The sequence below is a fragment of the Maricaulis sp. genome, from assembly GCF_048268525.1.
In the GTDB taxonomy this organism is placed as follows: Bacteria; Pseudomonadota; Alphaproteobacteria; order Caulobacterales; family Maricaulaceae; genus Maricaulis.
On the sequence record NZ_JBLWVH010000006.1, the window covers coordinates 106,626 to 130,416 of the forward strand.

Here is a 23,791-nt window from a genome sequence, read left to right on the forward strand (position 1 = left end):
TTGGAAACATGTTGGTCCCCGCCTTGCGTCCGGCCTGCGCCGGACGTCCAGCGGGGATGACAAAGGTTGGGTGTGCAAGGCCCCTCCTGGGACGAAACATCCCCTCTGGCCCCTCTCCCCAATCCATCCCATCATGCCGCAAAGCCTGAGGGGATATGCCTTGCCGTACGACACCATCAAATACGCCGTCGAAGACCAGGTCGCGACGATCACGCTGAACCGGCCGCACCGGCTCAATGCCTTCACTTATGAGATGGGTGACGAGATCATCGCCGCGCTCGATCTGGCCGACGCCGACGATGATGTGAAAGCCATCATCTTCACCGGCGAGAGCCCGGCCTTTTGCGCCGGCGCGGACCTGTCGACCGGGGCCGAGACCTTCAACATGATCGCTCAGGCACAGGAAAGTGGTGAGTTTGACGAGACCGATCCGAAATGGCGCGACAAGGGCGGCCTGCTCAATTTGCGCATCTGGAACACGCTGAAACCGGTCATCGGTGCCATCAATGGTGCCGCCGTCGGCATCGGCGCGACGATGATCCTGCCGATGGATATCCGCCTCGCCTCGATGGAGGCCAAATTCGCCTACCCCTTCGCCAAGCGCGGCATTGTCTGGGATGGCTGTGCGAGCTGGTTCCTGCCGCGCGTCGTCGGTATCTCGACTGCCATGGATTGGGGCCTGACCGGGCGCACCTTCTCGGCGGCTGAAGCCTTCGAGGCCGGGCTGGTCGCCCGGGTGGTACCGGCCGAGGACCTGATGGCCGAAGCCCGCGAGCGGGCCCGCATGATTGCCGAGCGCTGTGCCCCGGTCTCGGTCGCCATGATGCGGCGCATGGCCTGGCGCATGCAGGGCGCAGCCCATCCGATGGAGGCGCACCGGGTCGAGAGCCTGGGCATTTTGCACGCCGGCATGGGCGACGACGCCAAGGAGGGTGTGATGTCCTTCCTGGAAAAGCGCGCCCCCGACTTTCCGATGAAAGTGTCGAGCGACCTGCCGCCCTGGCACCCCTGGTGGGACGCCGCCGAAGACGAATACTGTTAAACTCCCGCTTTGGGTGATAATCTCCGCGCCAAAGCCCGGAGGTTGCAATGAGCGAACACGTCCTGTTGATCCATGGGTGGAGCGCGACCGACAAGTCGATGGCCAAGGTCGGCACGCTGCTGACCGCGCACGGCTATCAGACCCGGGACGTCTATCTGGGCGGCTATCCGTCGATGGATGATGATGTCCGCATCGAGGACTCCGGCCGCCGCCTGCACACGGTGATTGCCGACCTGCAGGCCGAGGGTAGCCTGCCGGCGAAATTCCATGTCGTCGTGCACTCGACCGGAGCGCTCGTCGCGCGCTGGTGGATGGCCGAATTCTATCCGCGCGGCGGTGCCCCGGTGGTCAATTTCCTGATGCTGGCCCCGGCCAATTTCGGCTCACCTCTCGCGACCATCGGCAAATCGACACTGGGCCGCCTGACCAAAGGTTTCACCAATGGCTTCCAGACAGGCACCAATTTCCTCAACGCGCTGGAACTGGCCTCGCAATTCCAGGAAGACCTGACCCTGCGTGACCGGTTGAGCGTCGATGGCTCGACCGACAGCCCATATTCCGATGGCGGCACCCGTCCCTTCGTGATTGTCGGCGCCGATCCGATCTTCGGGACAGGGATATTGGGGGAAAAGGCCTGGGACGGCACGGTTCGTATCGCCACCGCCAATATCGATCCGCGCGGTGTCACGGTCGACTTCACCAAGGGCTCGATCCTGAAACCGGAGTTCACCGCCTGGACACGGCGCGGCCCGGACAATACCCCCTTCGCCGTCATTCCCGATCGCAGCCATCTGAGCATTCTCAAACCGGTCGCCAAGGAGAGCGCCTCCAAGGACCCTGACATCGCGGGGCGCCTCGAAGACCTAATCCTGCAAGCCCTGTCAACCAAGACCGCTGCCGCCTACCGCAATGTCGCCAGCGACTGGGCCGACATCTGTCTTGAGACCCGCAAGCTGGCCCAGGATGGCGATGAGGCCGATGCCTTGCGCGAACGTGTGTTCGGGCGCGCGAGTGCCGACAAGAGCCGGTTCCGGGAATTCTACCAGATTGTCGTCGAGGCAGTGGATCATACCGGCCTGCCGGTCGATGATTTCTCGATCTGGCTGACAGCTCCGAAGAAGACAAAAGAGACCCAGTTCCACGCCGGTCACAGCATCACCCAGATCGAGATCGACGCCCAGCTCTCGCTGATCCAGGACGCCCACGAGAATACCTGCCACAAGAACCGGCTCTCTTTGCATGTCGACCGCCGCGAGCTGCTGGCCAATTTCCTGCGTGACCGCATTCCGCCCAGCTATGAGGCGTCTCTGGCCGCCGGCATCACTGCGGCCTCACCGGGCAAGCGGATCGGCTATTTTGACCTCAACGGCAAGGAGCACAGCGCCCTCATCCGCCTGCGGGCTCTGGAAACCGGCGATGAGGAGAAGGGCAAGCGCTTCCTGCGTCGCTATTCGACGCATTTCATCCGCGTGATCCTGCCGCGCGTCGCCCGTGATGACGTCTTCACGGCGAGGCCGCTGGGCTAGCCAAGATCCGTCGAATAGAGCTCGCCCTCGGCGATCTTGACCGCATCGCCGCCCAGCATGAGGTCGGTCAGCTTGCCGTTCTCATGCTTCAGGCGGAGCCGGATCAGGCTGGGCCGGCCCATCTCGACGCCCTGATAGATGTCGATACCATGCTCGCCCTCGCCCAGCCCGGCCTGCTCGCTCAGCAAGCCGGCAAAGGCCGCTGCCGCGCCGCCAGTGGCCGGGTCTTCTGTGATACCCAGATGCGGACCGAACATGCGAGCGCGCCAATCGGTCGTGTGCTCGGTCAGGGTGGCCTTGGCGACCACAAGGGCACAGACGGGGTCAGCGCCGCCGAAGACGTCCTCAAAGGCGGCCAGATCCAGCTTGATGGCCGACAGCCGGGCCGGGTCGCGGACCGGTATGACGGCGAAGGGCACACCGGCTGACCAGATGCCGCCGCTGATCGGCGTATCCAGCAAATCTCCGGTCTGCAGCCCCAGCGCTGCCGCGATGGCGGCATAGTCAGGCAACTCACCGACCTGTTCGGGAAGTTTCGGCGCAAAGAAGCGGGCCGAGCCATGTCGCGGGCCATTGACCCGGCCATCCGCGGTGACGTCACCGACGGTCTCCTCAAGCACGAAGCGTTTGCGCTGGCCTTCACCGGCACCGCTGGCCAGGGTCAGGGCGACCGTCGCGCCAATCGTCGGATGACCGGCGAAGGGCAGCTCCTCGCGCGGTGTGAAAATGCGCAGGCCATAATCGGCATCGCGGCCGCGCGGCTCGGTGATGAAGACCGTCTCGGACAGGTTGAACTCGGCGGGGATGGCCTGCATGGCGGCATCGGCCAGATCATCCGCCCCGTAGACCACGGCCAGCGGATTTCCGGCCAGGGCCTGATCGGTGAAGACGTCGAAAATGGCATAGCGGTGGGTCACGGGAACGTCCTTAGGTCTTGAGGCGATAGCCGGTCTTGAACATCCACCAGACAATAGCGACGCAGACCGCAAAGAAGCCGGCAATGGCGGCCAGCGAGATGCCGATATCGACATCCGACACGCCGTAGAAACTCCAGCGGAAGCCGGAGATCAGATAGACGACCGGGTTGAACAGGGTGACGGTCTGCCAGAAAGGCGGCAGGACGGAGATCGAGTAGAAGCTACCACCTAGGAAGGTCAGCGGCGTCACGATCAGCATCGGCACGATGTTCAGCTGTTCGAAATTATCGGCCCATATGCCGATGATAAAGCCGAACAGGGAGAAGGTCACCGACGTCATGATCAGGAAGGCGAGCATGGCCAGCGGGTGCTGGATCTCCATCGGCACGAAGAAGGCCGCCGTGACCATGACCAACGCGCCCAGGATCAGGGATTTGGTCGCCGCCGCGCCAACAAAGCCGATCACCACTTCCAGCGCCGAGATCGGGGCGGAGAGCAGCTCGTAAACGGTGCCATTGAACTTGGGAAAATAGATGCCGATGGCGGCGTTGGAGACCGACTGCATCAGGATCATCATCATCACCAGGCCGGGCACGATGAAGGCGCCATAGCCGATGCCGTCGATTGATTCCATGCGCGAGCCGATGGCCGCGCCGAAGACGACGAAATAGAGCGAGGTAGAAATGACCGGCGCCAGCACGGACTGCATCAGCGTGCGTCCGGTGCGAGCCATTTCGGCCTGGTAGATCGTTACAGCGCCGCGCCAGTTCATGATGCACCTCCGACCAGGTCGACAAAGATTTCTTCCAGCGAGCTCTGCCGCGTTTCCAGATCGCGAACCGACACACCGGCCGCATTGAGGCTGGCCAGCAGGGTGGTAATGCCGGACCGGTCGGCCCGGGTGTCATAGTCGAAATGCAGGGCGTCACCCGCCGGCGAGAGCGACAGCCCCTCGACGCTCAGTTCCGGCGGCAGGGCCTTGAGTGGTTCGGCCAGTTGCAGGATCAGCTGTTTGCGGCCCAGCTTGGCCATCAGCTTGGCGGTCTCCTCGACCAGAACGATCTCGCCCCGGCGGATCACCCCGACCCGGTCGGCCATTTCCTCGGCTTCCTGGATGTAGTGGGTGGTGAGGATGATGGTCTTGCCGCGCTGGCGCAGCTTTTCGACCACCTGCCACATGCCCTGGCGCAACTCGACATCGACCCCGGCGGTCGGCTCGTCGAGGAAGAGGATGTCAGGGTCGTGCGACAAGGCCTTGGCGATCATCACCCGGCGCTTCATGCCGCCGGACAGGGCCCGCATCTGGGTGTCCCGCTTGTCCCACAGCGACAGGTCCCTGAGCACCTGCTCGATATAGCCAGGATCGGCCGGCTTGCCGAACAGGCCGCGCGAATAGGCGACGGCATCCTTGACCTTGGTGAACATGTCGATCGACATTTCCTGCGGCACCAGACCGATGCGCGCGCGGGTCTTGCGGTAGTCGCCATCAATGTCATGACCGAACACCTCGACCCGACCGGCTGTGGCATTCACCAGACCGCAGACAATCCCGATCAGCGTCGTCTTGCCGGCCCCGTTGGGTCCCAGCAGGGCGAAGATTTCACCCTTGCGGATGCCCAGACTGACCGATTTCAGCGCGGTGAACCCACCGGCATAGGTCTTGGAGAGCCCGTCAATCGACAGAACAGCCGCCTCGGCGGCCCCTGACGGCGTTTCATAGGTCATGGATGGTCTGCCTTCAGCGAGTGTCAGGCGCTCTGCCCCGCGCGAGCGCCAAAGGTGGGGATTTGGCAGGGAAATTCAACCCATGCGCGAGGGGCTCAGGTGCGATGCAAAGATCACCAAGGTCTCCAGCGCCACCCTTTGTCATCCCTGATGAACGCCCGGCGCAGGCCGGGCGAAAGTCAGGGACCTAACTGATTGCAGGCACATAGGTCCCTGCCCTGCGTCCGGCCTTCGCCGGACATCCGGCTGGGATGACAACACGTGGCGTGAGCGACCAGGCGCCCCTACCCCTCATCCTCGTCCAGATCATCTTCCGTCAGGCCACCATCCACCCGCCAGCCATAGCCATCGCCCTGGGCCAGGGTTTCCGCCAGCCACGGCATGGCGCTGACCAGCTTGTCCTCCAGGGTGAAGGGCGGATTGATGATGACAACGCCGGCGCCGGCCAGCTTGCCTTCGGACGCCAAATCGCGGATCCACAGATCGGCGCGCAGGATTTTTTCCGGCTCGAAATCCTTCTCCGAGATCAACCATTCGGCGAGGCCATTGTCGAACCGGTCAGCCGCCCAGAGATTTTTCAGGGAACGCCAGAAGATGAAGGTACCGGTTGGCCATTTCGCCAGCGCGCCCATCACGGCCTCGGCCATATGAGCCAGCTCGTCGCGGTCCTCGAAGGGCGGATCGATCAGTACCAGGCCGCGTTTTTCCTTCGGCGGCACGAGGCTTTTGAGCGCCTTGTAGCCATCGCGGCGCTCGACCTTGATGCGGGCGTCGCGGCGATAGCGATTGTCCAGCGTGACACTGTCCGCCTCGTGCGATTCGCACAGATGCAGCCGGTCATCCTCGCGGGTCAGGCGGGCAGCGATCTCGGGCGAGCCGGGATAGGCCTTGATACCATCCGGGTTCATGGCGCGGACAATGTCGAGCCACGGGCCGAGCATGGCCTGCACCGGTTCGGGCAAGTCAGCATCGATCAGGCGACCGATCCCGTCCTTCCACTCCGGCGAGCGCTCGGCTTCGGACGAGGCGAGATCATAGCCACCAATCCCGGCATGGGTGTCTATCACCCGATAGGGCTTCGGCTTGGCGTTGAGATGTTCAAGGCACAGGGCGAGCACCGAGTGCTTGAGCACATCGGCGAAGTTTCCGGCGTGAAACGCGTGGCGATAATTCATGGCGGCGCTATAGCGCGGCGCGGCGCCGGACGCCACCACCTGCAAAACCGCCCTCGCCTCCGAGGCAGGCTTGTCCTAGCTTTCGCGGGGCTCAGGACAGTATTAAGGGACATCGCACCATGTTCGTGAAACTCTATCGCCGGATGCAGGATGAGGCCGCGCATGGCGAGCGCCGGGTGATGAAGGCGGGCTGGTTTCTCAAGGACGAGAAGTCGAGCCTGATCTGGGACGCGCCCAAGCCGGTCAGCTTTTCCCATGACAAGCCGGCGACGTCGAAATCGGCGGTGTCCTGCCCGGCCGCGATCGAGTTTGACCGGCGCCACTATGCCATCCCCTGCCCGATCGACCTGCACTTGCGCATGGTCAAGAACGCGCAGGGCCAGCTGCAGCTGACCAATATCGAGGGGCCGCAAGCCTCGACCCGACCGGCCGGTCTGCAGCAGATCCTGATGATGTCGCCGCAGAATGAATGGCGCCATCCGGCCCGGCCGATGCTGCAATTGGTGACGCCCTACGTCTTCGTGTCGGATGACCCGCTCTATGTGAACCAGTTCCCGCCCTTCCTGCACTATGAAGCCAGCCAGCGGCCCGGCGTGATGATGTGCGGACGTTTCCCCGCCGATATCTGGCCACGCGCCCACATGTGGGCCTTTGAATGGCATGACACGAGCAAGGACCTGATCCTCAAGCGCGGCGAGCCCCTCTTCTATGTGCGCTTTGAGGGCGGTGATCCGGCGGCGCCGCTGCGCCTGGTCGAGGCGGAGAAGACCGAGGAGCTGGTGAGTTTCATGCGCTCGCTCACCGATGTGACCAATTTCGTCAATCAGAGCTTTCAACTGTTCAAGACGGCCCGGGAGCGCCGGCCGAAGACGCTGCTGGTCGAGAAAAAGCGCCCTCGCTGATACGTCGACCGGCCTGGTTGCAAAACCGGACGTCATGCGGCCTTTGCGCGGCGGCTGATGCGCCCTAATCTCCCCGGCAAATGCAAACGGGGAGATCCTTCATGATCCGTCTACTCACGGCCGCACTCGCGGTCGCTACCCTCGCCCTTCCGGCCGCGGCGCAAGAGGCCGACGATACGCCGGAACCGCGTGTCTGGGAGAGCCGCGGCCAGGTCACCGTCGGTGACGAACGCATCCGCTATACCGCCACCGCCGGCGAGACCTTCCTGCGCGACGAGGACGGCAATCCGACCGCCGCGATCTTCGCGACCAGCTATGTCGCCGACGGCACCAGCGATCCGCGCACCCGGCCGGTCGCTTTTGTCTTCAATGGCGGCCCCGGTTCCGCCAGCCTGTGGCTGCACATGGGCGTGTTCGGCCCGCAACGCCTGGTCCTGCCCGACGCGATGGATGACGGGGCTGCGCCGTTTGACGTGGTCGAAAACGCCTACTCGATCCTCGACGTCGCCGATCTTGTCTTTGTTGACCCGGTCGGGACCGGCTGGTCGCGCGCCATTGGCGAAAGCGAAGGCAGCGATTTTTGGGGCGTCAATGAGGATGGCGAGAGCCTGGCCCAGTTCATCCGTATCTGGCTGTCGGAAAACCAGCGCTGGAATTCGCCGAAATACCTCTTGGGCGAGAGCTATGGCACGCTGCGCATCGGCTCGCTGCTGAACCAGTTGGAAGGCAGCTATACCGACGTCTCGATCAATGGGGTCGCGCTGATCTCGACCGTGCTGGATTTCCGCTTTGACGACACGTCCGACGGCAATGATGTCGGCTATGTCGGCCTGATGCCGGGCTATGCGGCCACCGCCTGGTATCACGGCAAGGTCGACCGCTCGGCCTGGGGCGGCGATATCGAAGCCTTCCTCGCCGATGCCCGCGAATTCGCCATCGAGGACTACATGCCGGCCCTGCTGCGCGGTGTCTCCCTCGACCCGGCGCGTGAAGCCGAGGTAATTGCCCGCCTGTCGGACTTCACCGGCCTGTCGGAAAGCTTCCTTGATCGCGCCAACATGCGCGTCTCCCTGCAGCGTTTCCAGCGCGAACTGCGCCGCGATGAAGGCCTGTCGGTCGGGCGCCTGGACAGCCGCTATACCGGCGTCGAGGTCGATGGTGTCGGCGAACGTCCGGAAACCGATCCCAGCTTCTACGGCATTGATGGCAGCTTCACCGCCTCCATGCTCGACTATTTCGGCCGCACACTCGGCGTCGACCTGACCGAGTATTACTCGACCATTGGCGGTGTGCGTGGCTGGAATTGGGATGCCGGCCGTTCCGGCAACAACAACTACATCAATGTCGCGCCGTGGATCGCCCGCGCACTGCGCCAGAACTCCGATCTCGAAGTGCTGGTCCAGCAGGGATATTACGACCTGGCGACGCCGTTTTTCGCGGCCGAACTGATGTTCAACCAGCCCGGTTTCGACCAGGATCGTGTCCACTTCCGCTATTATGAAGCCGGCCACATGATGTACATCCATCATCCGTCCCTGCTGACGATGACCGATGATGTGCGGGCGCTGATCACCGACTGATCAAGCGCTCCTGCCACGGACAAGGCCCGGTCTCATTGACCGGGCCTTTTTCATCTCCGGGGCCTGTCATGTTCGCAATTGGTCAGCGCGTCCGCCGCGTCAGGTCACAGATCGCTGCCAGCGCGGCAATGATCAGGAAGGTGATGGTGCCCATATATCCGGCGGTCGTGAAATCATCGGGAACCGGTGTTGTGTGGTTGGCGTATTCCGCCAGCGCCAGCAGGGCCATGAAGACCCAGGGCCAGATCCGGCCGATCAGCCCCTTCGCTTCGGTCACCCGCAGATAGAGCGCGAAACCGGCCAGCAGCACCCCGAACTCGACCGCGAGGGCGACGGGATAGTTGTTCCACAAGCCGAACCCGACCCGCAGGCCGCCGGGCCAAAGCTCGAGGTCTGGGACATGGACGATCAGATCCAGGATCCAGTGCGAGAACACCGCCAGCGCGATGGCGATGCCACCGATCCGTTTCTGTTTCGGTGATACCAGCGCCCAGACCAGGCCTGCCAGCACCGACCAGCCCAGCGCGCCGGGCAGGGAGTGGGTGATCGGCATGTCATAGAGGTCGAGCGGATTGGCGTCGGTGAAATCCGGCACAATGCGGACATGCTCAATCCCGTTGGCAACAAAGATGCCCCAGAGCACATCGACAAACTGAACCGCCAGAAAAAAGGCCCAGAGCGGCACCGCCCTGGCGATGCTTTTGCCGGCAAGAGCCGGTCCGTAATGGCCTATGAACATGGTTGGTACCTTTCACGCTGGACCGACGCCTTAAGCCCCCTCATACGCCACGAGGCTCGACACCGGAACGCCCAGCGCTTCGATGCGCTTGGCGCCGCCCAGTTCGGGCAGGTCGATGATGAAGGTGGCGCCGACGACGGTGGCGCCGGCGCGCTGGAGGAGTTTGATCGAGGCTTCAGCGGTGCCGCCAGTGGCGATCAGATCGTCGACCAGCAACACCCGGTCGCCTTCGGCGATGGCGTCGACATGGATCTCGATCGTGTCCTGCCCGTATTCCAGCTCATAATCCTCACGCAGGGTCCGGAATGGCAGCTTGCCACGCTTGCGGACCGGGACGAAGCCGACCGAGAGCTGGTGGGCGACTGCGCCGCCCAGGATGAAGCCGCGCGCCTCGGTCCCGGCGACCTTGTCGATCTTGGCCCCGGCCCAGGGCTGGACCATGCGGTCAATGGCCACGCGGAAGGCACGGGCATCGCCGATCAGGGTTGTCACATCCCGGAACTGGATACCCGGCTCGGGATAGTCCGGAATGGTGCGAATGGCGGATTTCAGGTCCATCGGTCTCGCCTCGATATCGGGTCAGAGGGTGTTTTCGTACGGATTCGGGAATGTCTCGGCCTGGGCGGCATGGTGCCACAGCAGATAGTCTTCATCGGCCAGCAGCGTGTCGCAATAGGCCTGCGCCCCGGCATGCAGGGCAATGTCATAGGCCTGGAAGCGGGCAGCAACCGGCGTGAAGAAGGCGTCAGCAATCGACCACTCCCCGAACAGCCACGGTCCGTCGACGCTTTTGACGTCATGCCACAGCGCCTGCATGGCGGCGATCTCGGTTCGGGTCTCGTCACGCAGCTCGATCGGCGACGGTGCGCGACCCAGATCCATCGGGCAGTTTTCGCGGATGGCCAGGAAGCCGGCATGCATCATCGACACGGCAGACCGTGCACGGGCCCGCTTGCCCTCATGTGACGGCCACAGGCCGGGCACATGCTCGGCCGCCCATTCACTGATCGACAGCGAATCCCAGATCACGGCATTTTCGATGTGAAGCGCCGGGACCGTCCCGCCGGGCGAGATCGCCGACAGGGCTTTGCGGGTGTCGGTGTTGTTCAGCGGGACCAGCCTGTCGTCGAAAGCGATCCCGGCCTTTGTCAGCACCAGCCAGGCACGCAGCGACCAACTCGAGAAGCGGCGATTGCCGATATGGAGGATCGGCGTCATGAAGCTAGAGCTCCGCCAGCTCGTGCGCCCGCGACCGGGTCAGGCTGATCTGGCAGTCGAGGGTAATTTCCTCACGCGAGTCGGCCGACAGGAACATGGTCGCAGCCCGGCGCGTGCACTCGGCATCGCGATAGGTGAGCCAGGCCGACTGGGCCGTGTCAAAGGCAGCGCGGGCACCGAAGCGACCGGCCGAATCGGCATCGACCTCATCGGCCTCCTCGCGGGCGGCATCGGCGGCATCGTCGAGCGCATCCTCGGCGGTATCGAGCAAGCGGCGCAGGCAATTGCGGCGCGCCCCCCAATCGGTCAGGTGTTCGGCGCACTCGACGGCGGGGCGTGGGGTTGGCAGCTCAAGCGGTTGGGCGCCGAGCGCGGCGACGAATAGTCCGGCAATCAAAAACATGTCCACTCCCCGTTACCGGCCTTTTATGGACGAGGCCTGCGGGCGGGGAAAGGGGGCAGGCTTCAGGGTACTGCGCCAGGGGTCTTGGGCGACTCGATATAGGCGACCAGCGTGGCAAGAAAATCATCCGACAGGCGCCGCGCCACACCCAGTCGCCGGCCATCATCCTGCAGGATGATGTATTGGCCGACATGCAGGCCGACGACATGCGGCACGCCCTTGATCAGGGTCACCATCGGAGACCCGGACAGGCCGGGACGGGCCGGACAGTCATGCACGATCAGGCGGGCATCGTCCCAGTCGGCAATGTCTTCGACATGGCAGGCGCGATTGTCGGTGACCCGGTTGACCATGGTCAGCCGCCCCTCATCGCTCGAGCCGGCCCCCGCAGCCTGCAGGCGGGCGATGTCGGCTGGCAGGCGACCGGCGGTCCGCAAGATGGCCCAGTCCTCACTGAATTCATTGCCTTCCAGCGGGTCCTGCGGCGCGATCACCATGTCGATGATCTGGCCGGTTTCCGCATCCTGGCCATAGACCTGGCAATCGCGCTGCCCGGTCGACCCGACCACACCATGCCGGGCGGCCAGCAGAACGTCATGCGACGCGTCCGGGCCTGTCACATCGAGGAGGACGGCCCGGCTGAGATAGGAGTGACCATTGCCGCCATCGACACACATCAGCCGGACAACACCATTGCGACTGTCGTCGAAACTGTCCGTATCGAGCGGCATGAAGCTCATCCGGTCAGCCGCGCCGGTCGGGCCGGACAGCAACACCGCCGGCAAGGCGGTCAGAACAATGGCGATCAGGCGGGGGACAGAAGCGATCATGACATCATCACACCACCCGCCCCTTCCGGCGTCCAGTCAAAACCGGGTGATGTCCGCCGACCGCAAGGCTCAGAGCACCCGCGCGGCGATGCTGCGCAGTCGCTCGACCATCGCCGGGTCCCGCGCGCCGGGCGGGGTGATGATGGCTGTGTCGAGACAGGTCTCTATACCATCGGGCGAAGCGGTCCTGGATTGGTCAGAGAGGCGTGCGGTCAACCGGTCGAGCAGGCGTCTGGCGCCCTTGGTGTTCGACTGCATGACCGCCAGGACGCTGGCCACATCCACACTTTCGCCCTCGTCGCGCCAACAGTCATAATCGGTGACCATGGCGACCGAGGCATAGGGTAGCTCGGCCTCACGGGCGAGCCGGGCCTCGGGCATGTTGGTCATGCCGATCACATCCATGCCCCATTGCCGATAAAGCTCGCTCTCGGCGCGGGTGGAGAATTGCGGCCCCTCCATCGCCAGATAGGTGCCGCCACGCCTCACCGGCAGGCCCTCGGCCTCAGCGGCATCGGCGGCCAGGGCAGCGAGCCGCGAACAGACAGGCTGAGCCAGCGGCACATGGGCCACACAACCCGTGCCGAAAAAGGAGCGCTCCCGCCCGACCGTGCGATCGACATACTGGTCGACCATCACGAAATGTCCCGGCGGCAGGTCTTCCCGCAGCGAGCCGCAGGCCGAGATGGAGAGGATATCGGTGCAGCCGGCCCGTTTGAGCGCCGCGATATTGGCGCGGAAGGGAATGTCCGATGGCGGGATGGCATGACCGGCGCCGTGACGCGGCAAGAAGACCAGCTCGATCCCGTTCAGCCGCCCGCGGGTCAATGACGCCGACGGCGCCCCCCAGGGTGTTTCAACGGTCCCGGTGCGGACATCCGTGAGGCCATCCAGCGCGTAGAGGCCTGAGCCGCCGATGATGCCGAGTGTCCAGCTGGTCATGTGGAACTCCCAGGAAAAAGGGCCACGAACATGGTCCGCGGCCCTCTTCAATCACATATCTGGCTGAAAAGCCTAGTGCTTCACATCGGCCCAGACCTGGCGGTAGGCCAGGTAGACCAGGATGGCGAAGATCAGCAGGAAGATGAGCACCATGGCGCCCATCTGCTTGCGCGCTTCCATGTGCGGATCACCGGCCCAGCTGAGGAAGGTGGTCACATCCTCGGCCATCTGCTCGACCGTCGCTTCGGTGCCGTCGGCATATTCGATAATGCCCTCGGCCAGAGGCGGTGCCATGGCAATGGCGCCACCGGCGAAGTACGGGTTGTAGTACTGGCCGGCCGCCAGATGGCTGTCTTCCGGCGCGTCTTCATAGCCGGTCAGCAGCGAGTAGATGTAGTTCTCGCCACCGGTGCGGGCCTTGACGATCAGCGACAGGTCCGGCGGATAGGCGCCGCCATTGGAGGCCCGGGCCATCTGCTGGTTGGCAAACGGTGCCGGGAAGGCATCCGATGGCAGGCCGGCGCGTTCGACCGGATCGCCATCATCATTGACCTCGTCCTGGTCCCAGACACGCGTATAGCTGGCCGCGATCTGCATCACGATCGGGTTGTCGTTCGGGTTCGGGAACATGTCCGAGGCGAACGGTCCGCCCTGCTGGGCCAGATTGCGAAAACGCATCAGGTCCATCGAGTGACAGGAGGCGCAGACTTCCTGGTAGATCTGGTAGCCACGCTGAACGGCGCTGGTGTCATAGGTGCCGAACGGGCCGTCATGATGCCAGTGGTGCTCGTGCGGCGCGTGCTGGTCGCCCTCGAAGGCGGCAGCGGAGCCGGCGAAGCCCAGGGCCGCGATGGCGGCGGCGAAAATGCGGGTCATCTTCATGATCGTCGCTCCCCTCAGGCCTTGTCCGTTCCAAGAACCGCGGCTTCGATCGAGGCCGGACGCTCCTTGGGTTTTTCGATGATGCCCATCAACGGCAGGATGACGATGAAATAGGCGAAGTAATACGCGGTCAGGAATTGCGCCAGGTAGACGAATTTGAACCCTTCGATACCAAGCACGAAATCGTCCGGGTTCTTCACACCGCACCAGCCCAGCAGCAGGGCCACGATGACGAAGAAGATGAAGAACCAGCGCGTCAGCGGACGGTAGCGCATCGAGCGCACCTTGGAGGTGTCCAGCCAGGGCAGGACGAACAGGATGCCGATGGCGCCGAACATGGCCAGCACGCCGCCCAGCTTGGCGTCGATCGGACCGATGTCGAAAGTGACAGCCCGCAGGATCGCGTAGAAAGGCAGGTAATACCATTCCGGAACGATATGCGCCGGCGTCACCAGCGGGTCGGCCGGGATGTAGTTGTCGGCATGGCCCAGCACGTTCGGCAGGTAGAAGACGAAGGTGGCGAAGATCATCAGATAGACGACGATCGCGAAGCCGTCCTTCACCGTGTAGTACGGGTGGAAGGGCAGCGTGTCCTTCTTGTTGTCCTTGCCCTTGCGAGCCTCGAGACCAACCGGATTGCCATTGCCCGGCACATGCAGCGCCCAGATGTGAAGACCGACAACGGCGGCGATCACGAAAGGCAGCAGGTAGTGCAGGGAGAAGAAGCGGTTGAGCGTTGCCTGGCCGACCGAGAAGCCGCCCCACAACCACTCACGGATCGCTTCACCAACGAAGGGCAGTGCGCCGATCAGGTTGGTGATCACCATCGCGCCCCAATAGGACATCTGACCCCAGGGCAGCACATAGCCCATGAAGCCGGTGGCCATCATCAGCAGGTAGATCACGACACCGAGGATCCACAGGATCTCGCGCGGCGCCTTGTAGGAACCGTAATACAGGCCCCGGAACATGTGCAGGTAGACGGCGATGAAGAAGAAGCTGGCGCCATTGGCGTGCATCGACTGGATCAGCCAGCCGAACGGCACGTCGCGGGTGATCCGCTGGACGCTCTCGAAGGCAAAGTCCTCGTGCGCCACATAGTGCATGGCCAGCACGATGCCGGAGACGATCTGGATCATCAGGAAGATGGCGAGGATACCGCCGAACGTCCACCAGTAGTTCAAATTCCGCGGCGTCGGGAAGTCGACGAAGCTGTCATAGCCGAGGCGGATGATCGGGAGGCGGTCATCGAGCCATTTCTCGATGGCCGTACCCGGCTTGTAGGTCGAAGGTCCGCTCATGATACAGCCCACCCGGAGTTATTCGCTTCGTCAGGCGAAAGACCGATTTTCACGGTCGTTTCAGTCTCGAAGTAGTAGTCCGGAACCGGGAGATTCTCCGGTGCCGGGCCGCGGCGGATACGCGCCGAGGTGTCGTAGTGCGAACCGTGGCAGGGGCAGTACCAGCCGTCATAGTCGCCAGTATTGGCAGCCAGACCCAGCGGCACACAGCCCAGATGGGTGCAATTGCCCTTCACGATCAGGAATTCGGGACGCAGGACGCGGTTGGCGTCGGTACCCGGCACACCGGCGGGAAGATTGTCATTGCGGGCATCTTCGTCCGGCAGAGCATCAAGCTCGACCGCGCGGGCCGCGGCAATCTCTTCTTCCGTGCGGTGACGGATGAAGACCGGACCACCGCGCCACATGACGGTGATTTCCGATCCCACCGGGACCACAGACACATCAACGCGGATGGACCCCAGCGCCAGCGTATCCGCTGCGGGGTTCATCTGGTCGATGAATGGCCAGGCCACGAGACCGCCGCCAACAGCGGCCACACCGCCAGCAGCGATATAGATGAAGTCGCGGCGGGACGGTTCTTGTCCGTCTGCACCGGGCGCGCCGTTCTCTTCCGTCACGAGCCGACCTCTTCTCTTATCTAATCGGGACCGCGGGATGCGGGCCCTGCCCCAGAAAAACCACGTCTCACTTGACGTACCCGCATGCGCGGGGTTTGACGCGGTATAAACTACTCCCGGACGCACTGACCAGTAGGTGGCGCAATGCCGCATGCAGACAGTTGGGTCCAGTCTCAGCGCGGCTTAGAATGCGGATCGTATTTTTTCAACCGGATATTCCGCAAAACCTGGGGGCAGCGATGCGGGTCGCTGCCTGTTTCGGGGCGGAACTCGACATCATCGAACCCTGCGCCTTTCCCCTGACAGACAAGGGAATCCGGCGTGCGGCAATGGACTATCAGGCGGCCATTTCACCGCTCCGCCACGCCTCGTGGAAGGCCTACCAGGCAAGTGCAGAAGCCTCTGCCGGACGCCTCGTCCTGTTCACCACCAAGGGTGCAGGAAAGCTGTGGGATTTTTCATTCAGACCCGATGATCGCCTGCTCTTCGGCCGCGAAAGCGCCGGTGTTCCCGACGATGTCCACGACGCGGCGACATGTCGCGTCAAGATTCCGATTCGCGACGGCATGCGCTCGCTCAACGTGACGGTCTCGGCGGGAATCGCCCTGGCCGAGGCGTCGCGGCAGTTGGGGTGATCGGTCTCAATTTGTCATCCCCGCAGTATGTCCGGCAAAGGCCGGACGGATGGCGGGGACCTAACAGGTTGCAATCACATAGGTCCCTGACTTGCGCCCCGCCTCCGCGGGGCGTCCATCAGGGATGACAACGGTGGGGCGCCATCGGATGGGGCACCGTGTGCAGGCCTCCCGTCTTGCCCTCCCCACTCACTCCGCTAAACATCGCGCCATGACACACACCCCTGCCTCAGCCGCCACCGACATTCAGCGCGAATCCGCGACATGCTGGTTTGAAGACCTGCGCGACCGGATCTGCGCCGAATTTGAACGCCTGGAACGCGAAGCCCCCGAAGCGCTCTATCCGGGCGAAGCCGGCACCTTCGAGCGCGAGGCCTGGACACGCGGCGACGGGTCGTCCGACGAGGGCGGCGGGACGATGGCGATCATGCGTGGCCGCCTGTTCGAGAAGGTCGGCGTGCATGTCTCGGCGGTAAAGGGCGAGTTCTCCGAAGCCTTCCGCCAGCAGATCCCCGGTGCCGCCGAGGATCCGCGCTTTTTCGCCACCGGGATCTCGCTGATCGCCCATATGTGGTCGCCCCATGTGCCTGCCGTGCACATGAATACCCGCTTCATCACCACGACCCAGTGGTGGTTTGGTGGCGGCATGGACCTCACTCCCGTGCTCGACCGCGACCGCAACCAGAAAAATCCCGACGCCATCGACTTTCACGCCGCCTGCAAACAGGCCTGCGACGAGCACGGCGATGACTTCCATGCCCGCTTCAAGAAATGGTGCGACGAATATTTCTACCTGCCCCACCGCGACGAGCCGCGCGGCATTGGTGGAATCTTCTACGACCGTCACAATACCGGTGACTGGGATGCCGACTTTTCCTTCACCCGCGATGTCGGCCTCGCCTTCCTCGACATCTATCCGAAAATCGTCCGCCGCCGCATGGGCGAGAGCTGGACGCCGGAGGACCGCGAGGAACAGCTGATCCGCCGCGGCCGCTATGCCGAGTTCAACCTGTTGCATGACCGGGGTACGAAGTTCGGTCTGGAGACGGGCGGCAATGTGAAGTCGATCCTGTCGTCCATGCCACCTGAGGCGAAATGGCCGTGAGCCGGTCAGGCCGGGAATTTTCTGCCCGGCAAGGTTGAGCCCCCGGCAAGTCACGCCTTGCCTCCGGCCCTGCACATCACGAAATAGCAGGCGATCTCAGCGTGTTGAGCTGGCATCCGGGTTGCAATCTCCTCGCTGTGAGTTTGTAACAAGGCGTCAGACAATGAGTGTTTCCGGTATCGGCCCGACGGCTGTGAACCCGTTTCTCACCGCTTCCTCCCGCCCCGAAACTGCCCCGCCCGAAGAGGTCCGGACTTCCACGACGGCTGCGAGCCAGTATCGGGCCGCCGAGACCGAGGCCCAAAGCGCCGCACGGACGGGACCATCGCCAGCGGAACCCGCTTCCAAGGCCTTGTCGACCGAGGAATCCGGCGCCGTGGCCGAGTTCCTGCGCTGGGCCAATATGACGCCGGCAGAACGTATCCGGGCGCAATATCTCGAGCAGGAAGGCTTGAGCGAGGACTCCCTGGCCACTCTGCCCGAGGAAGAGCGCGAGCGCATCGAGATGGAAATCCAGCAACGCATCCGCGACGCGCTGGGAGGCACCGCGGACGCGGCCGGGACATCGCAACGGGCCAACCAAGCCTATCAGGCCACGTCCGGCCTTGCAGTCTGACCGGGCGCCAAGGTCAATAACAGCCCGCCCGCATCCAATAGCGGATCGGGCCGCATCAAACGGGTGAACCCAAGAGGCGAACCCGTCGTGCCAGAGACCCCGAATTCCCTGCCCTACCAGCGTTTTCACGCCAATATCGTCGCGACAGCCTTCGCGCCCCATCGTCATGACAGCTATGTCTTCGCGCTCACCACATACGGGGTGCAGGATTTCGACTATCGCGGCTCGACGCGGCGCTCGCAGCCCGGCGCCGTCGTCGTCCTCCATCCCGATGAGTTGCATGACGGCCGTCCGGGCGCTGAAGGTGGTTTCGGCTATGCCGGTCTGAGCATCCTGCCGGAAGCGCTCTCGCAATACCGGCCCGGCGGCGGACTGCCCTTCCTGCCCGGCGGGGTCAGTCGCGACCGGGCCCTGATCAACGCTGTCCGGGCCATGCTGGACCTCTCACCGCAGGCCGATGCCGTCGAGCATGAGAGCGCCCTCATCGATCTGGCGCTGGCACTGGATCGCCTCAGTGATGCACCGGTCGCCACAAGCCCCGTCTCCCGCGCAGTGGTCGAGGCCGCCTGCGACCATATCCGCACCCACAGCGCCCGCGGCGTGTCACTGGACGAGCTGGAAGGTTTGACCGGGCTGGATCGCTGGCAGTTGAGCCGCGACTTCCGGACCCTGCGCGGCACCAGCCCGGCGCGATACCTGACCCAACGCCGCCTCGATCAGGTTCGCCAGGCCATCGCCGGGGGCGACCGGCTGGCTGACGCGGCGCAGGATGCCGGCTTCGTCGACCAGGCCCATATGAGCCGTCATTTCAAGGCCGCCTATGGCATCACGCCCGGCCAGTTCGCCCGCACGATCATACAAGACCCCACACCGGCCCCCCGGCATCCTGTCCTTCACTGACCGCTTGTGCGGTTCACTCTTGAGGATAGCTGAATGACCACGACACCGCCCCGGCGCGCCACCAGCCTGATCATCGAACTCGCCGTCGTGATGGCCGTTCTGGTCAGCACCAAACTCATCTTCGACCAGATCGCCTGGCGCTTCGCCGGCCCGATCTCGCTGGCCTTCGCCCTGGTGACGATCGCCGGCTTCACGATCCGCCACAAGGAAAGCTGGGCCAGCTTCGGCCTGCGCCGCCTGAAACGCTGGTGGTCGATCCCGCTTGTCCTGCCGCAGGCCCTGCTCGGCGTTGTCGCCATTCTCGCCATCGGCGCCGGCACCGCCCTCGCCGGCGACGCGCTGGGCTTCTGGTCAACCGAAGGCACCCAGGAGGGCGTCGAAGATCGGTGGGGCAATATCGTCGGTAATCTGCCCGTCTATCTGATGTGGATGGCAATCGGCTGGACCAGTGCAGCCTTTGGCGAGGAGATTTTCTTTCGCGGTTATCTGATCGACCGCATCAGCAAGCTCCTGCCCAATGCCCGCTGGGCAAGCTTTGTCGCCGTCCTCATCCCGGCCCTGATCTTCGGCATTGCCCATGCCTATTACCAGGGCATTCGCGGCCTGATCGTCACCGGCCTGATCGGGCTGGCGCTGGGCGCGCTCTATCTTGTCAACAAGCGCAATCTCTGGCCGAACATCATCGCCCATGGCTTGGTCGACAGCCTCGCCTTCACGGCCATGTATCTCGACCTCGATATTTGAGCGGGCTCAAGAAAAAACCCCGGCGGTGAGGCCGGGGTTTTTATCTGTGAAGACTGGAGCTGACGGCCTAGTGCTTTTTCAGCCTGGCGATTAGCTCGTCCTTGGTCGGCTCGAACCGGTCAGCGATCCACAGCGCCTTGAGTTCATCGAGCGCGTCGCCAAGCATCGGGCCGGGCTCATAGCCCAGAAGGATGAGATCGCCACCCTTGACCGGGAATTCCGGTTCTTTCCATTCACGGGCGAATTTGGCGAGCAGGGTCCAGTCGCGCGGCGGCGGGGCCACTTCGCCAGCGGCCTTAAGCCGGACCTGGTCTTCAAAGGCGCGCGCGCCCAGCGCCATGATGGCACGTTCGGCGGCGGCCGAGTCCGACCAAGCCTTGCGGACATCGTCGCGGGCGACGGGATTGACCGCGCCTTCGAGCCGGCCCGCTTCTGCTTTCGACATTTTCATCTTCGCTGCCATGGTCCTGATCCTTTCCGGTCCGCCATCGGCGAGCGCCGCAAATCGCAACATCGAATCGGGCGCTAATCCGTATTCTACATCTTGCGCAATGATACCGCTCAGGACTCTTAATGATCCGTTCACTCCGAGGAGCAAATCCAGCAGACCTGACTCGCCCATACGTGTAACGGCGGCCAGCGGATCTTGTGCTGACAGCAGCTTTTTCAGCTCTGCCCAGACCCGCTCGGCGGATAATTTATGCAAACCTTCCCTGTGCTTGATGACGGCAGCCATCGCCGCTTCGTCTGGCGCACCCCGCCCGTACCAGGCCTCGAAGCGGAACAGGCGCAAAATCCGCAGATAGTCCTCGCGGATGCGCATTTCGGGGTCTCCGACGAAGACGAAGCGCCGGTTTTCCACATCTTTCAATCCGCCGGTCGGGTCAAAAACCGAGCCGTCAGTATCGGCATAAAGCGCATTGAGGCGGAAATCGCGACGCTGGGCGTCCTCGGCCCAGTCCTGTGTGAAGGTCACCACGGCACGGCGACCATCGGTGGCGACATCGCGGCGCAGGCTGGTCACCTCGAAGGGCTGACCGTCGCAGACCACCGTGATCGTGCCATGCGCCTTGCCGGTCGGAACCGGCTTCAGCCCTGCCGCCCTGGCAGCGGCGATGACCTGGTCGGGATCGAGCTGGGTGGCGATGTCGATATCGGCGACCGGCTCACCCAGCAGCGCATTGCGCACACAGCCGCCGACAAAGCGCGAACGGCCCTGCCCGGCAGCGTCCAGCGCAGCCATGACCCGGGTCGTGGCCGGAGCCGTCATCCAGCCATGCCGGGCCGGATCAAGTCGCTGTGCCGTCATTGTGGTTCGTCGGGGTCGCTGCCTGTGGACGGCTCGTCTTCGCCGTCCTCCTCCACCGGGACAAAATGGCCGGGGATGATCCGGCCATCGACATTTTGAGGCGGCACATATCGCTCGCCCGCATGACCGGCCCGACTGGCGTCAAGCGCCACCAGAACCAGCATCATGACTATGGCACTTGCCGCTCCGACCGCCGCCAGGCGCAGGACCGGCATCTGCCCGGCTTCCGGCGCACGGCTCGACAGGCGCCGCCAGAGCAGGAACAGCGCAAAGGGCAGCAGGAAGGAGCCGATTTCAAAAAGCGTGACGCGGATCATGATTCAACCATATAGCCGATCGTGCAGGGATTTCAGCATGCCTGCCGTTGCCCCCCAGATATAGCGCTCGTTCCACGGCATCGCATAATAGTGCCGCACATGGCCCTGCCATTCGCGCGAATGACGCTGGTGATTGGCCGGGTCCATCAGGAAGTCAAACGGCGTTTCGAACACGTCCGCGACCTCACCCGGGTCAGGTTTCAGGGTGTAGCCGGGCCGGATGACACCGACGAAAGGCGTGACGTGATAGCCGGTCACCGTGGCATAGCTGTCAAACCGGCCGACCAGCTCGACATGCTCACCGGCAATGCCGACCTCTTCCTCGAGCTCGCGCACCGCAGCCTCGGCCGCCGTTTCGCCGCCCGGATCGATACGCCCGCCGGGAAAACTGATCTGGCCGGCATGGCGCGGCAGGTGCGAGGCCCGCTCTGTCAGCAGAAGACGCGGCGGACCATCATGCAGGATCAACGGCGCGATGACCGCCGCGGTGCGGATCTCAACATCAGCGAATTCGGGCGGCGGCGGCGGCGCCTTGCCGTCGAGAAAACCATCCCCCTGCCGCGGTCGCAGGTCAGGCCCATCGACCGGGTCGAGGCATTCACGCAAGCGTGCGACCAGCGCCGCGGCCTCATCCATCTGGCTGTCCCAGCGAGAAGAACTGACCGCCACTCCACACACCGGTGATGCCCTCATGCTCGACCGCCAGTTCCGCCAGCTCGTAGAAGACGGGCCGGGTCATCAGGGCCTGCAGCCGGCCGCGCACATGCACCAGCGGTGTCGGCTCGCCGCTGTCAGGATCGACCGTCACCGAGATCGGATGATCGGCACCCGCCTCGGTCAGTTCGTCCATATTGGTGCGAAATATCAGTGACTGGTCCCGGCCCTCGCCAACGGCATCGACTCGCACCGCCAGGAAGGGCGCGACCTCGACCTCGATGCCGATCTTCTCGACCGGCGTCACGAGATAATGAACGCCGTCGTCATCTTTCCGCAAGATTGTGGCAAACAGCCGTATAAGACGTTCGCGCGTGATGCGAACACCTTCATGCCACCATGACCCGTCGCGCTTGATGACGAGGTCCATCTCGCCGCAATATTCGGGATGCCAGCGCTCGACCGGCGGCAGGCCGCTGCCGGCTTCGCGGGCGGCCTTCAGCAGCGACTGCATCGGATCACGGGTTTGGGACGTTGCGGGCATGGACACCTTATCTGCGCAACGCCATGCTGCGTCGCGCCAAACAGCTTTATAGATCATCTGTATCGCGGAGGAATGTAGGACGATGACCGAGATGAATGAACCCGCAGCAGAGCTGATCGCTGAAGCTGACGCCGCGACGGATCGCCTCAAGGCGGTCAAGGAGTCGATTGGCCGCGTGATCTACGGGCTGGAAAACGAGGTCGAGCTCTGCCTCACCGCCATGCTGTCGGGCGGTCACACCCTGCTCGTCGGCGCACCCGGCCTCGCCAAGACCCGCCTGGTCGAAACCATCGCCGTGGCCACCGGGATCGACACCAAGCGCATCCAGTTCACGCCCGACCTGATGCCGGCCGACATTCTCGGCTCGGAGATTCTCGAAGAGAGCGATGACGGCAAGCGGCATTTCCGTTTCATGCCAGGCCCGATCTTCTGTCGCCTTCTGATGGCCGACGAGATCAACCGCGCCAGCCCGCGCACCCAGGCTGCCCTGTTGCAGGCCATGCAGGAAGGTCATGTCACCATTGCCGGTGAGCGTCATGACCTGCCAAAGCCCTTCCATGTGCTGGCGACCCAGAACCCGATCGAGCAGGAAGGCACCTATCCGCTGCCCGAAGCCCAGCTCGACCGCTTCCTGCTGCGTGTCGACGTGCCCTACCCGTCACGCGATGCCGAACGCGCCGTCCTGCTTGCGACCACCGGTGCCAGCAGCGCCGAGTCGGTCAGCGTCCTCGACGCCGAGGAAATCCTGAAACTGCAATCGCTCGTGCGCCGCCTGCCGGTTGGCGAGCGGGTGCTGGAATCCATCCTCGACCTGTTGCGCCTGGCGCGCCCGGAAGAGTCCGACGTCGACGCTGTGCGCGAAGGCGTGTCCTGGGGTCCGGGCCCGCGTGCCGGTCAGGCGCTGATGCTGGCCTGCCGCGCCCGCGCCCTGCTGCAGGGCCGCCTGGCCCCCTCGACCGAAGACGTCGCGGCCCTGGCCGAGCCGGTTCTGAAACACCGTATGGCGCTGTCCTTCGCAGCCCGTGCTGACGGACACACGCTGGAAGGCCTGATCAAGTCGCTCGCGGACCGGGCCGCCTGATCATGAGCCAGAACGGCGGCAATCGTCAGGGCGAGGCGCGCGTCGTCTCGTTGCGCCATGAAGGCGAGGATGCAGCAGCCAGCC

The 23,791-nt window shown here is 63.9% G+C and carries 27 protein-coding genes; 10 read left to right on the forward strand and 17 right to left on the reverse strand.

Features of this window, described 5'->3' with window-relative positions:
• Nucleotides 1–160 precede the first annotated feature (160 nt).
• Together ACN0X9_RS05290 and ACN0X9_RS05295 are read left to right on the forward strand one after the other, a co-directional pair.
• Entirely contained in the window at nucleotides 161–1,042 is an 882-nt protein-coding gene (locus ACN0X9_RS05290) for an enoyl-CoA hydratase-related protein (RefSeq protein ID WP_417486572.1), read from the forward strand.
• A gap of 47 nt (nucleotides 1,043–1,089) precedes the next feature.
• On the forward strand, nucleotides 1,090–2,568 hold the full coding sequence (locus tag ACN0X9_RS05295) for an esterase/lipase family protein (protein WP_417486573.1): 1,479 nt from the start codon (nucleotides 1,090–1,092) through the stop codon (nucleotides 2,566–2,568).
• On the opposite strand, the gene ACN0X9_RS05300 is transcribed toward ACN0X9_RS05295, so the two are convergent.
• From ACN0X9_RS05300 to ACN0X9_RS05315, 4 genes are all read right to left on the reverse strand, one after another.
• Nucleotides 2,565–3,485, reverse strand: a complete 921-nt coding sequence (locus ACN0X9_RS05300) for a PhzF family phenazine biosynthesis protein (protein ID WP_417486574.1) — start codon at nucleotides 3,483–3,485, stop codon at nucleotides 2,565–2,567. The genes ACN0X9_RS05295 and ACN0X9_RS05300 overlap by 4 nt on opposite strands.
• A gap of 10 nt (nucleotides 3,486–3,495) precedes the next feature.
• On the reverse strand, nucleotides 3,496–4,257 hold the full coding sequence (locus ACN0X9_RS05305) for an ABC transporter permease (protein WP_417486575.1): 762 nt from the start codon (nucleotides 4,255–4,257) through the stop codon (nucleotides 3,496–3,498).
• Nucleotides 4,254–5,210 carry an ABC transporter ATP-binding protein gene (locus ACN0X9_RS05310; protein WP_417486576.1) on the reverse strand — a complete coding sequence of 319 codons (957 nt, stop codon included), beginning with the start codon at nucleotides 5,208–5,210 and terminating at the stop codon, nucleotides 4,254–4,256. Before ACN0X9_RS05310 ends, ACN0X9_RS05305 begins: the two co-directional genes overlap by 4 nt.
• A 284-nt stretch (nucleotides 5,211–5,494) precedes the next feature.
• A complete protein-coding gene (locus ACN0X9_RS05315) occupies nucleotides 5,495–6,385 on the reverse strand; it encodes a 23S rRNA (adenine(2030)-N(6))-methyltransferase RlmJ (RefSeq protein ID WP_417486577.1) in 891 nt (296 codons plus the stop codon).
• A gap of 119 nt (nucleotides 6,386–6,504) precedes the next feature.
• On the opposite strand from ACN0X9_RS05315, the gene ACN0X9_RS05320 reads away from it, so the two are divergent.
• Both ACN0X9_RS05320 and ACN0X9_RS05325 read left to right on the forward strand, forming a co-directional pair.
• On the forward strand, nucleotides 6,505–7,287 hold the full coding sequence (locus ACN0X9_RS05320) for a hypothetical protein (RefSeq protein ID WP_417486578.1): 783 nt from the start codon (nucleotides 6,505–6,507) through the stop codon (nucleotides 7,285–7,287).
• A gap of 101 nt (nucleotides 7,288–7,388) precedes the next feature.
• Entirely contained in the window at nucleotides 7,389–8,867 is a 1,479-nt protein-coding gene (locus tag ACN0X9_RS05325; RefSeq protein WP_417486579.1) for a S10 family peptidase, read from the forward strand.
• An 82-nt stretch (nucleotides 8,868–8,949) separates the two neighbouring features.
• Here ACN0X9_RS05325 and ACN0X9_RS05330 read toward each other — a convergent pair whose 3' ends face one another.
• The 9 genes from ACN0X9_RS05330 to petA form a co-directional block, all read right to left on the reverse strand.
• Nucleotides 8,950–9,606 carry a hypothetical protein gene (locus ACN0X9_RS05330; RefSeq protein WP_417486580.1) on the reverse strand — a complete coding sequence of 219 codons (657 nt, stop codon included), beginning with the start codon at nucleotides 9,604–9,606 and terminating at the stop codon, nucleotides 8,950–8,952.
• A 30-nt stretch (nucleotides 9,607–9,636) separates the two neighbouring features.
• Nucleotides 9,637–10,164, reverse strand: coding sequence for an adenine phosphoribosyltransferase (locus ACN0X9_RS05335; RefSeq protein WP_417486581.1), 528 nt, complete (start codon nucleotides 10,162–10,164; stop codon nucleotides 9,637–9,639).
• A gap of 21 nt (nucleotides 10,165–10,185) precedes the next feature.
• Entirely contained in the window at nucleotides 10,186–10,824 is a 639-nt protein-coding gene (locus ACN0X9_RS05340; RefSeq protein WP_417486582.1) for a glutathione S-transferase, read from the reverse strand.
• A gap of 4 nt (nucleotides 10,825–10,828) precedes the next feature.
• Complete coding sequence (locus tag ACN0X9_RS05345; protein WP_417486583.1) at nucleotides 10,829–11,227, reverse strand: lysozyme inhibitor LprI family protein; 399 nt, start codon at nucleotides 11,225–11,227, stop codon at nucleotides 10,829–10,831.
• 62 nt (nucleotides 11,228–11,289) lie between these two features.
• Nucleotides 11,290–12,057 carry a hypothetical protein gene (locus tag ACN0X9_RS05350; RefSeq protein WP_417486584.1) on the reverse strand — a complete coding sequence of 256 codons (768 nt, stop codon included), beginning with the start codon at nucleotides 12,055–12,057 and terminating at the stop codon, nucleotides 11,290–11,292.
• Between the two features lie 69 nt (nucleotides 12,058–12,126).
• The gene (locus tag ACN0X9_RS05355) at nucleotides 12,127–12,999 is read right to left on the reverse strand and encodes an S-methyl-5'-thioadenosine phosphorylase (RefSeq protein WP_417486585.1); all 873 of its coding nucleotides are present in this window, start codon (nucleotides 12,997–12,999) and stop codon (nucleotides 12,127–12,129) included.
• A gap of 72 nt (nucleotides 13,000–13,071) precedes the next feature.
• Complete coding sequence (locus tag ACN0X9_RS05360; protein ID WP_417486586.1) at nucleotides 13,072–13,881, reverse strand: cytochrome c1; 810 nt, start codon at nucleotides 13,879–13,881, stop codon at nucleotides 13,072–13,074.
• A gap of 14 nt (nucleotides 13,882–13,895) precedes the next feature.
• Nucleotides 13,896–15,182, reverse strand: coding sequence for a cytochrome b (locus ACN0X9_RS05365; protein ID WP_417486587.1), 1,287 nt, complete (start codon nucleotides 15,180–15,182; stop codon nucleotides 13,896–13,898).
• Nucleotides 15,179–15,802 carry a ubiquinol-cytochrome c reductase iron-sulfur subunit gene (gene petA / locus ACN0X9_RS05370; RefSeq protein WP_417486588.1) on the reverse strand — a complete coding sequence of 208 codons (624 nt, stop codon included), beginning with the start codon at nucleotides 15,800–15,802 and terminating at the stop codon, nucleotides 15,179–15,181. Before petA ends, ACN0X9_RS05365 begins: the two co-directional genes overlap by 4 nt.
• 188 nt (nucleotides 15,803–15,990) lie before the next feature.
• On the opposite strand from petA, the gene ACN0X9_RS05375 reads away from it, so the two are divergent.
• From ACN0X9_RS05375 to ACN0X9_RS05395, 5 genes are all read left to right on the forward strand, one after another.
• Entirely contained in the window at nucleotides 15,991–16,437 is a 447-nt protein-coding gene (locus ACN0X9_RS05375; RefSeq protein ID WP_417486589.1) for a tRNA (cytidine(34)-2'-O)-methyltransferase, read from the forward strand.
• Between the two features lie 211 nt (nucleotides 16,438–16,648).
• Nucleotides 16,649–17,542, forward strand: a complete 894-nt coding sequence (hemF, locus tag ACN0X9_RS05380; protein ID WP_417486590.1) for an oxygen-dependent coproporphyrinogen oxidase — start codon at nucleotides 16,649–16,651, stop codon at nucleotides 17,540–17,542.
• A 163-nt stretch (nucleotides 17,543–17,705) separates the two neighbouring features.
• Nucleotides 17,706–18,158, forward strand: a complete 453-nt coding sequence (locus tag ACN0X9_RS05385; protein ID WP_417486591.1) for a hypothetical protein — start codon at nucleotides 17,706–17,708, stop codon at nucleotides 18,156–18,158.
• A gap of 87 nt (nucleotides 18,159–18,245) precedes the next feature.
• A complete protein-coding gene (locus ACN0X9_RS05390) occupies nucleotides 18,246–19,058 on the forward strand; it encodes an AraC family transcriptional regulator (RefSeq protein WP_417486592.1) in 813 nt (270 codons plus the stop codon).
• Between the two features lie 33 nt (nucleotides 19,059–19,091).
• Entirely contained in the window at nucleotides 19,092–19,802 is a 711-nt protein-coding gene (locus ACN0X9_RS05395) for a CPBP family intramembrane glutamic endopeptidase (protein WP_417486593.1), read from the forward strand.
• Between the two features lie 67 nt (nucleotides 19,803–19,869).
• Here the strand turns inward: ACN0X9_RS05395 and ACN0X9_RS05400 are convergent, their stop codons facing one another.
• Genes ACN0X9_RS05400 through ACN0X9_RS05415 form a run of 4 tightly spaced genes read right to left on the reverse strand, consistent with a single transcriptional unit; the run spans nucleotide 19,870 to nucleotide 22,626 of the window.
• A complete protein-coding gene (locus tag ACN0X9_RS05400) occupies nucleotides 19,870–21,111 on the reverse strand; it encodes a CCA tRNA nucleotidyltransferase (RefSeq protein WP_417486594.1) in 1,242 nt (413 codons plus the stop codon).
• Nucleotides 21,108–21,428, reverse strand: coding sequence for a DUF6111 family protein (locus ACN0X9_RS05405; RefSeq protein ID WP_417486595.1), 321 nt, complete (start codon nucleotides 21,426–21,428; stop codon nucleotides 21,108–21,110). The genes ACN0X9_RS05400 and ACN0X9_RS05405 overlap by 4 nt, the downstream gene beginning before the upstream one ends.
• 3 nt (nucleotides 21,429–21,431) lie before the next feature.
• Nucleotides 21,432–22,064 (reverse strand): NUDIX hydrolase, encoded by a 633-nt coding sequence (locus tag ACN0X9_RS05410; protein WP_417486596.1) that lies wholly within the window; start codon nucleotides 22,062–22,064, stop codon nucleotides 21,432–21,434.
• Complete coding sequence (locus ACN0X9_RS05415) at nucleotides 22,057–22,626, reverse strand: DUF1285 domain-containing protein (RefSeq protein ID WP_417486597.1); 570 nt, start codon at nucleotides 22,624–22,626, stop codon at nucleotides 22,057–22,059. Before ACN0X9_RS05415 ends, ACN0X9_RS05410 begins: the two co-directional genes overlap by 8 nt.
• 82 nt (nucleotides 22,627–22,708) lie before the next feature.
• On the opposite strand from ACN0X9_RS05415, the gene ACN0X9_RS05420 reads away from it, so the two are divergent.
• Nucleotides 22,709–23,707, forward strand: coding sequence for an AAA family ATPase (locus ACN0X9_RS05420; protein WP_417486598.1), 999 nt, complete (start codon nucleotides 22,709–22,711; stop codon nucleotides 23,705–23,707).
• The last annotated feature ends 84 nt before the right edge of the window (nucleotides 23,708–23,791 follow it).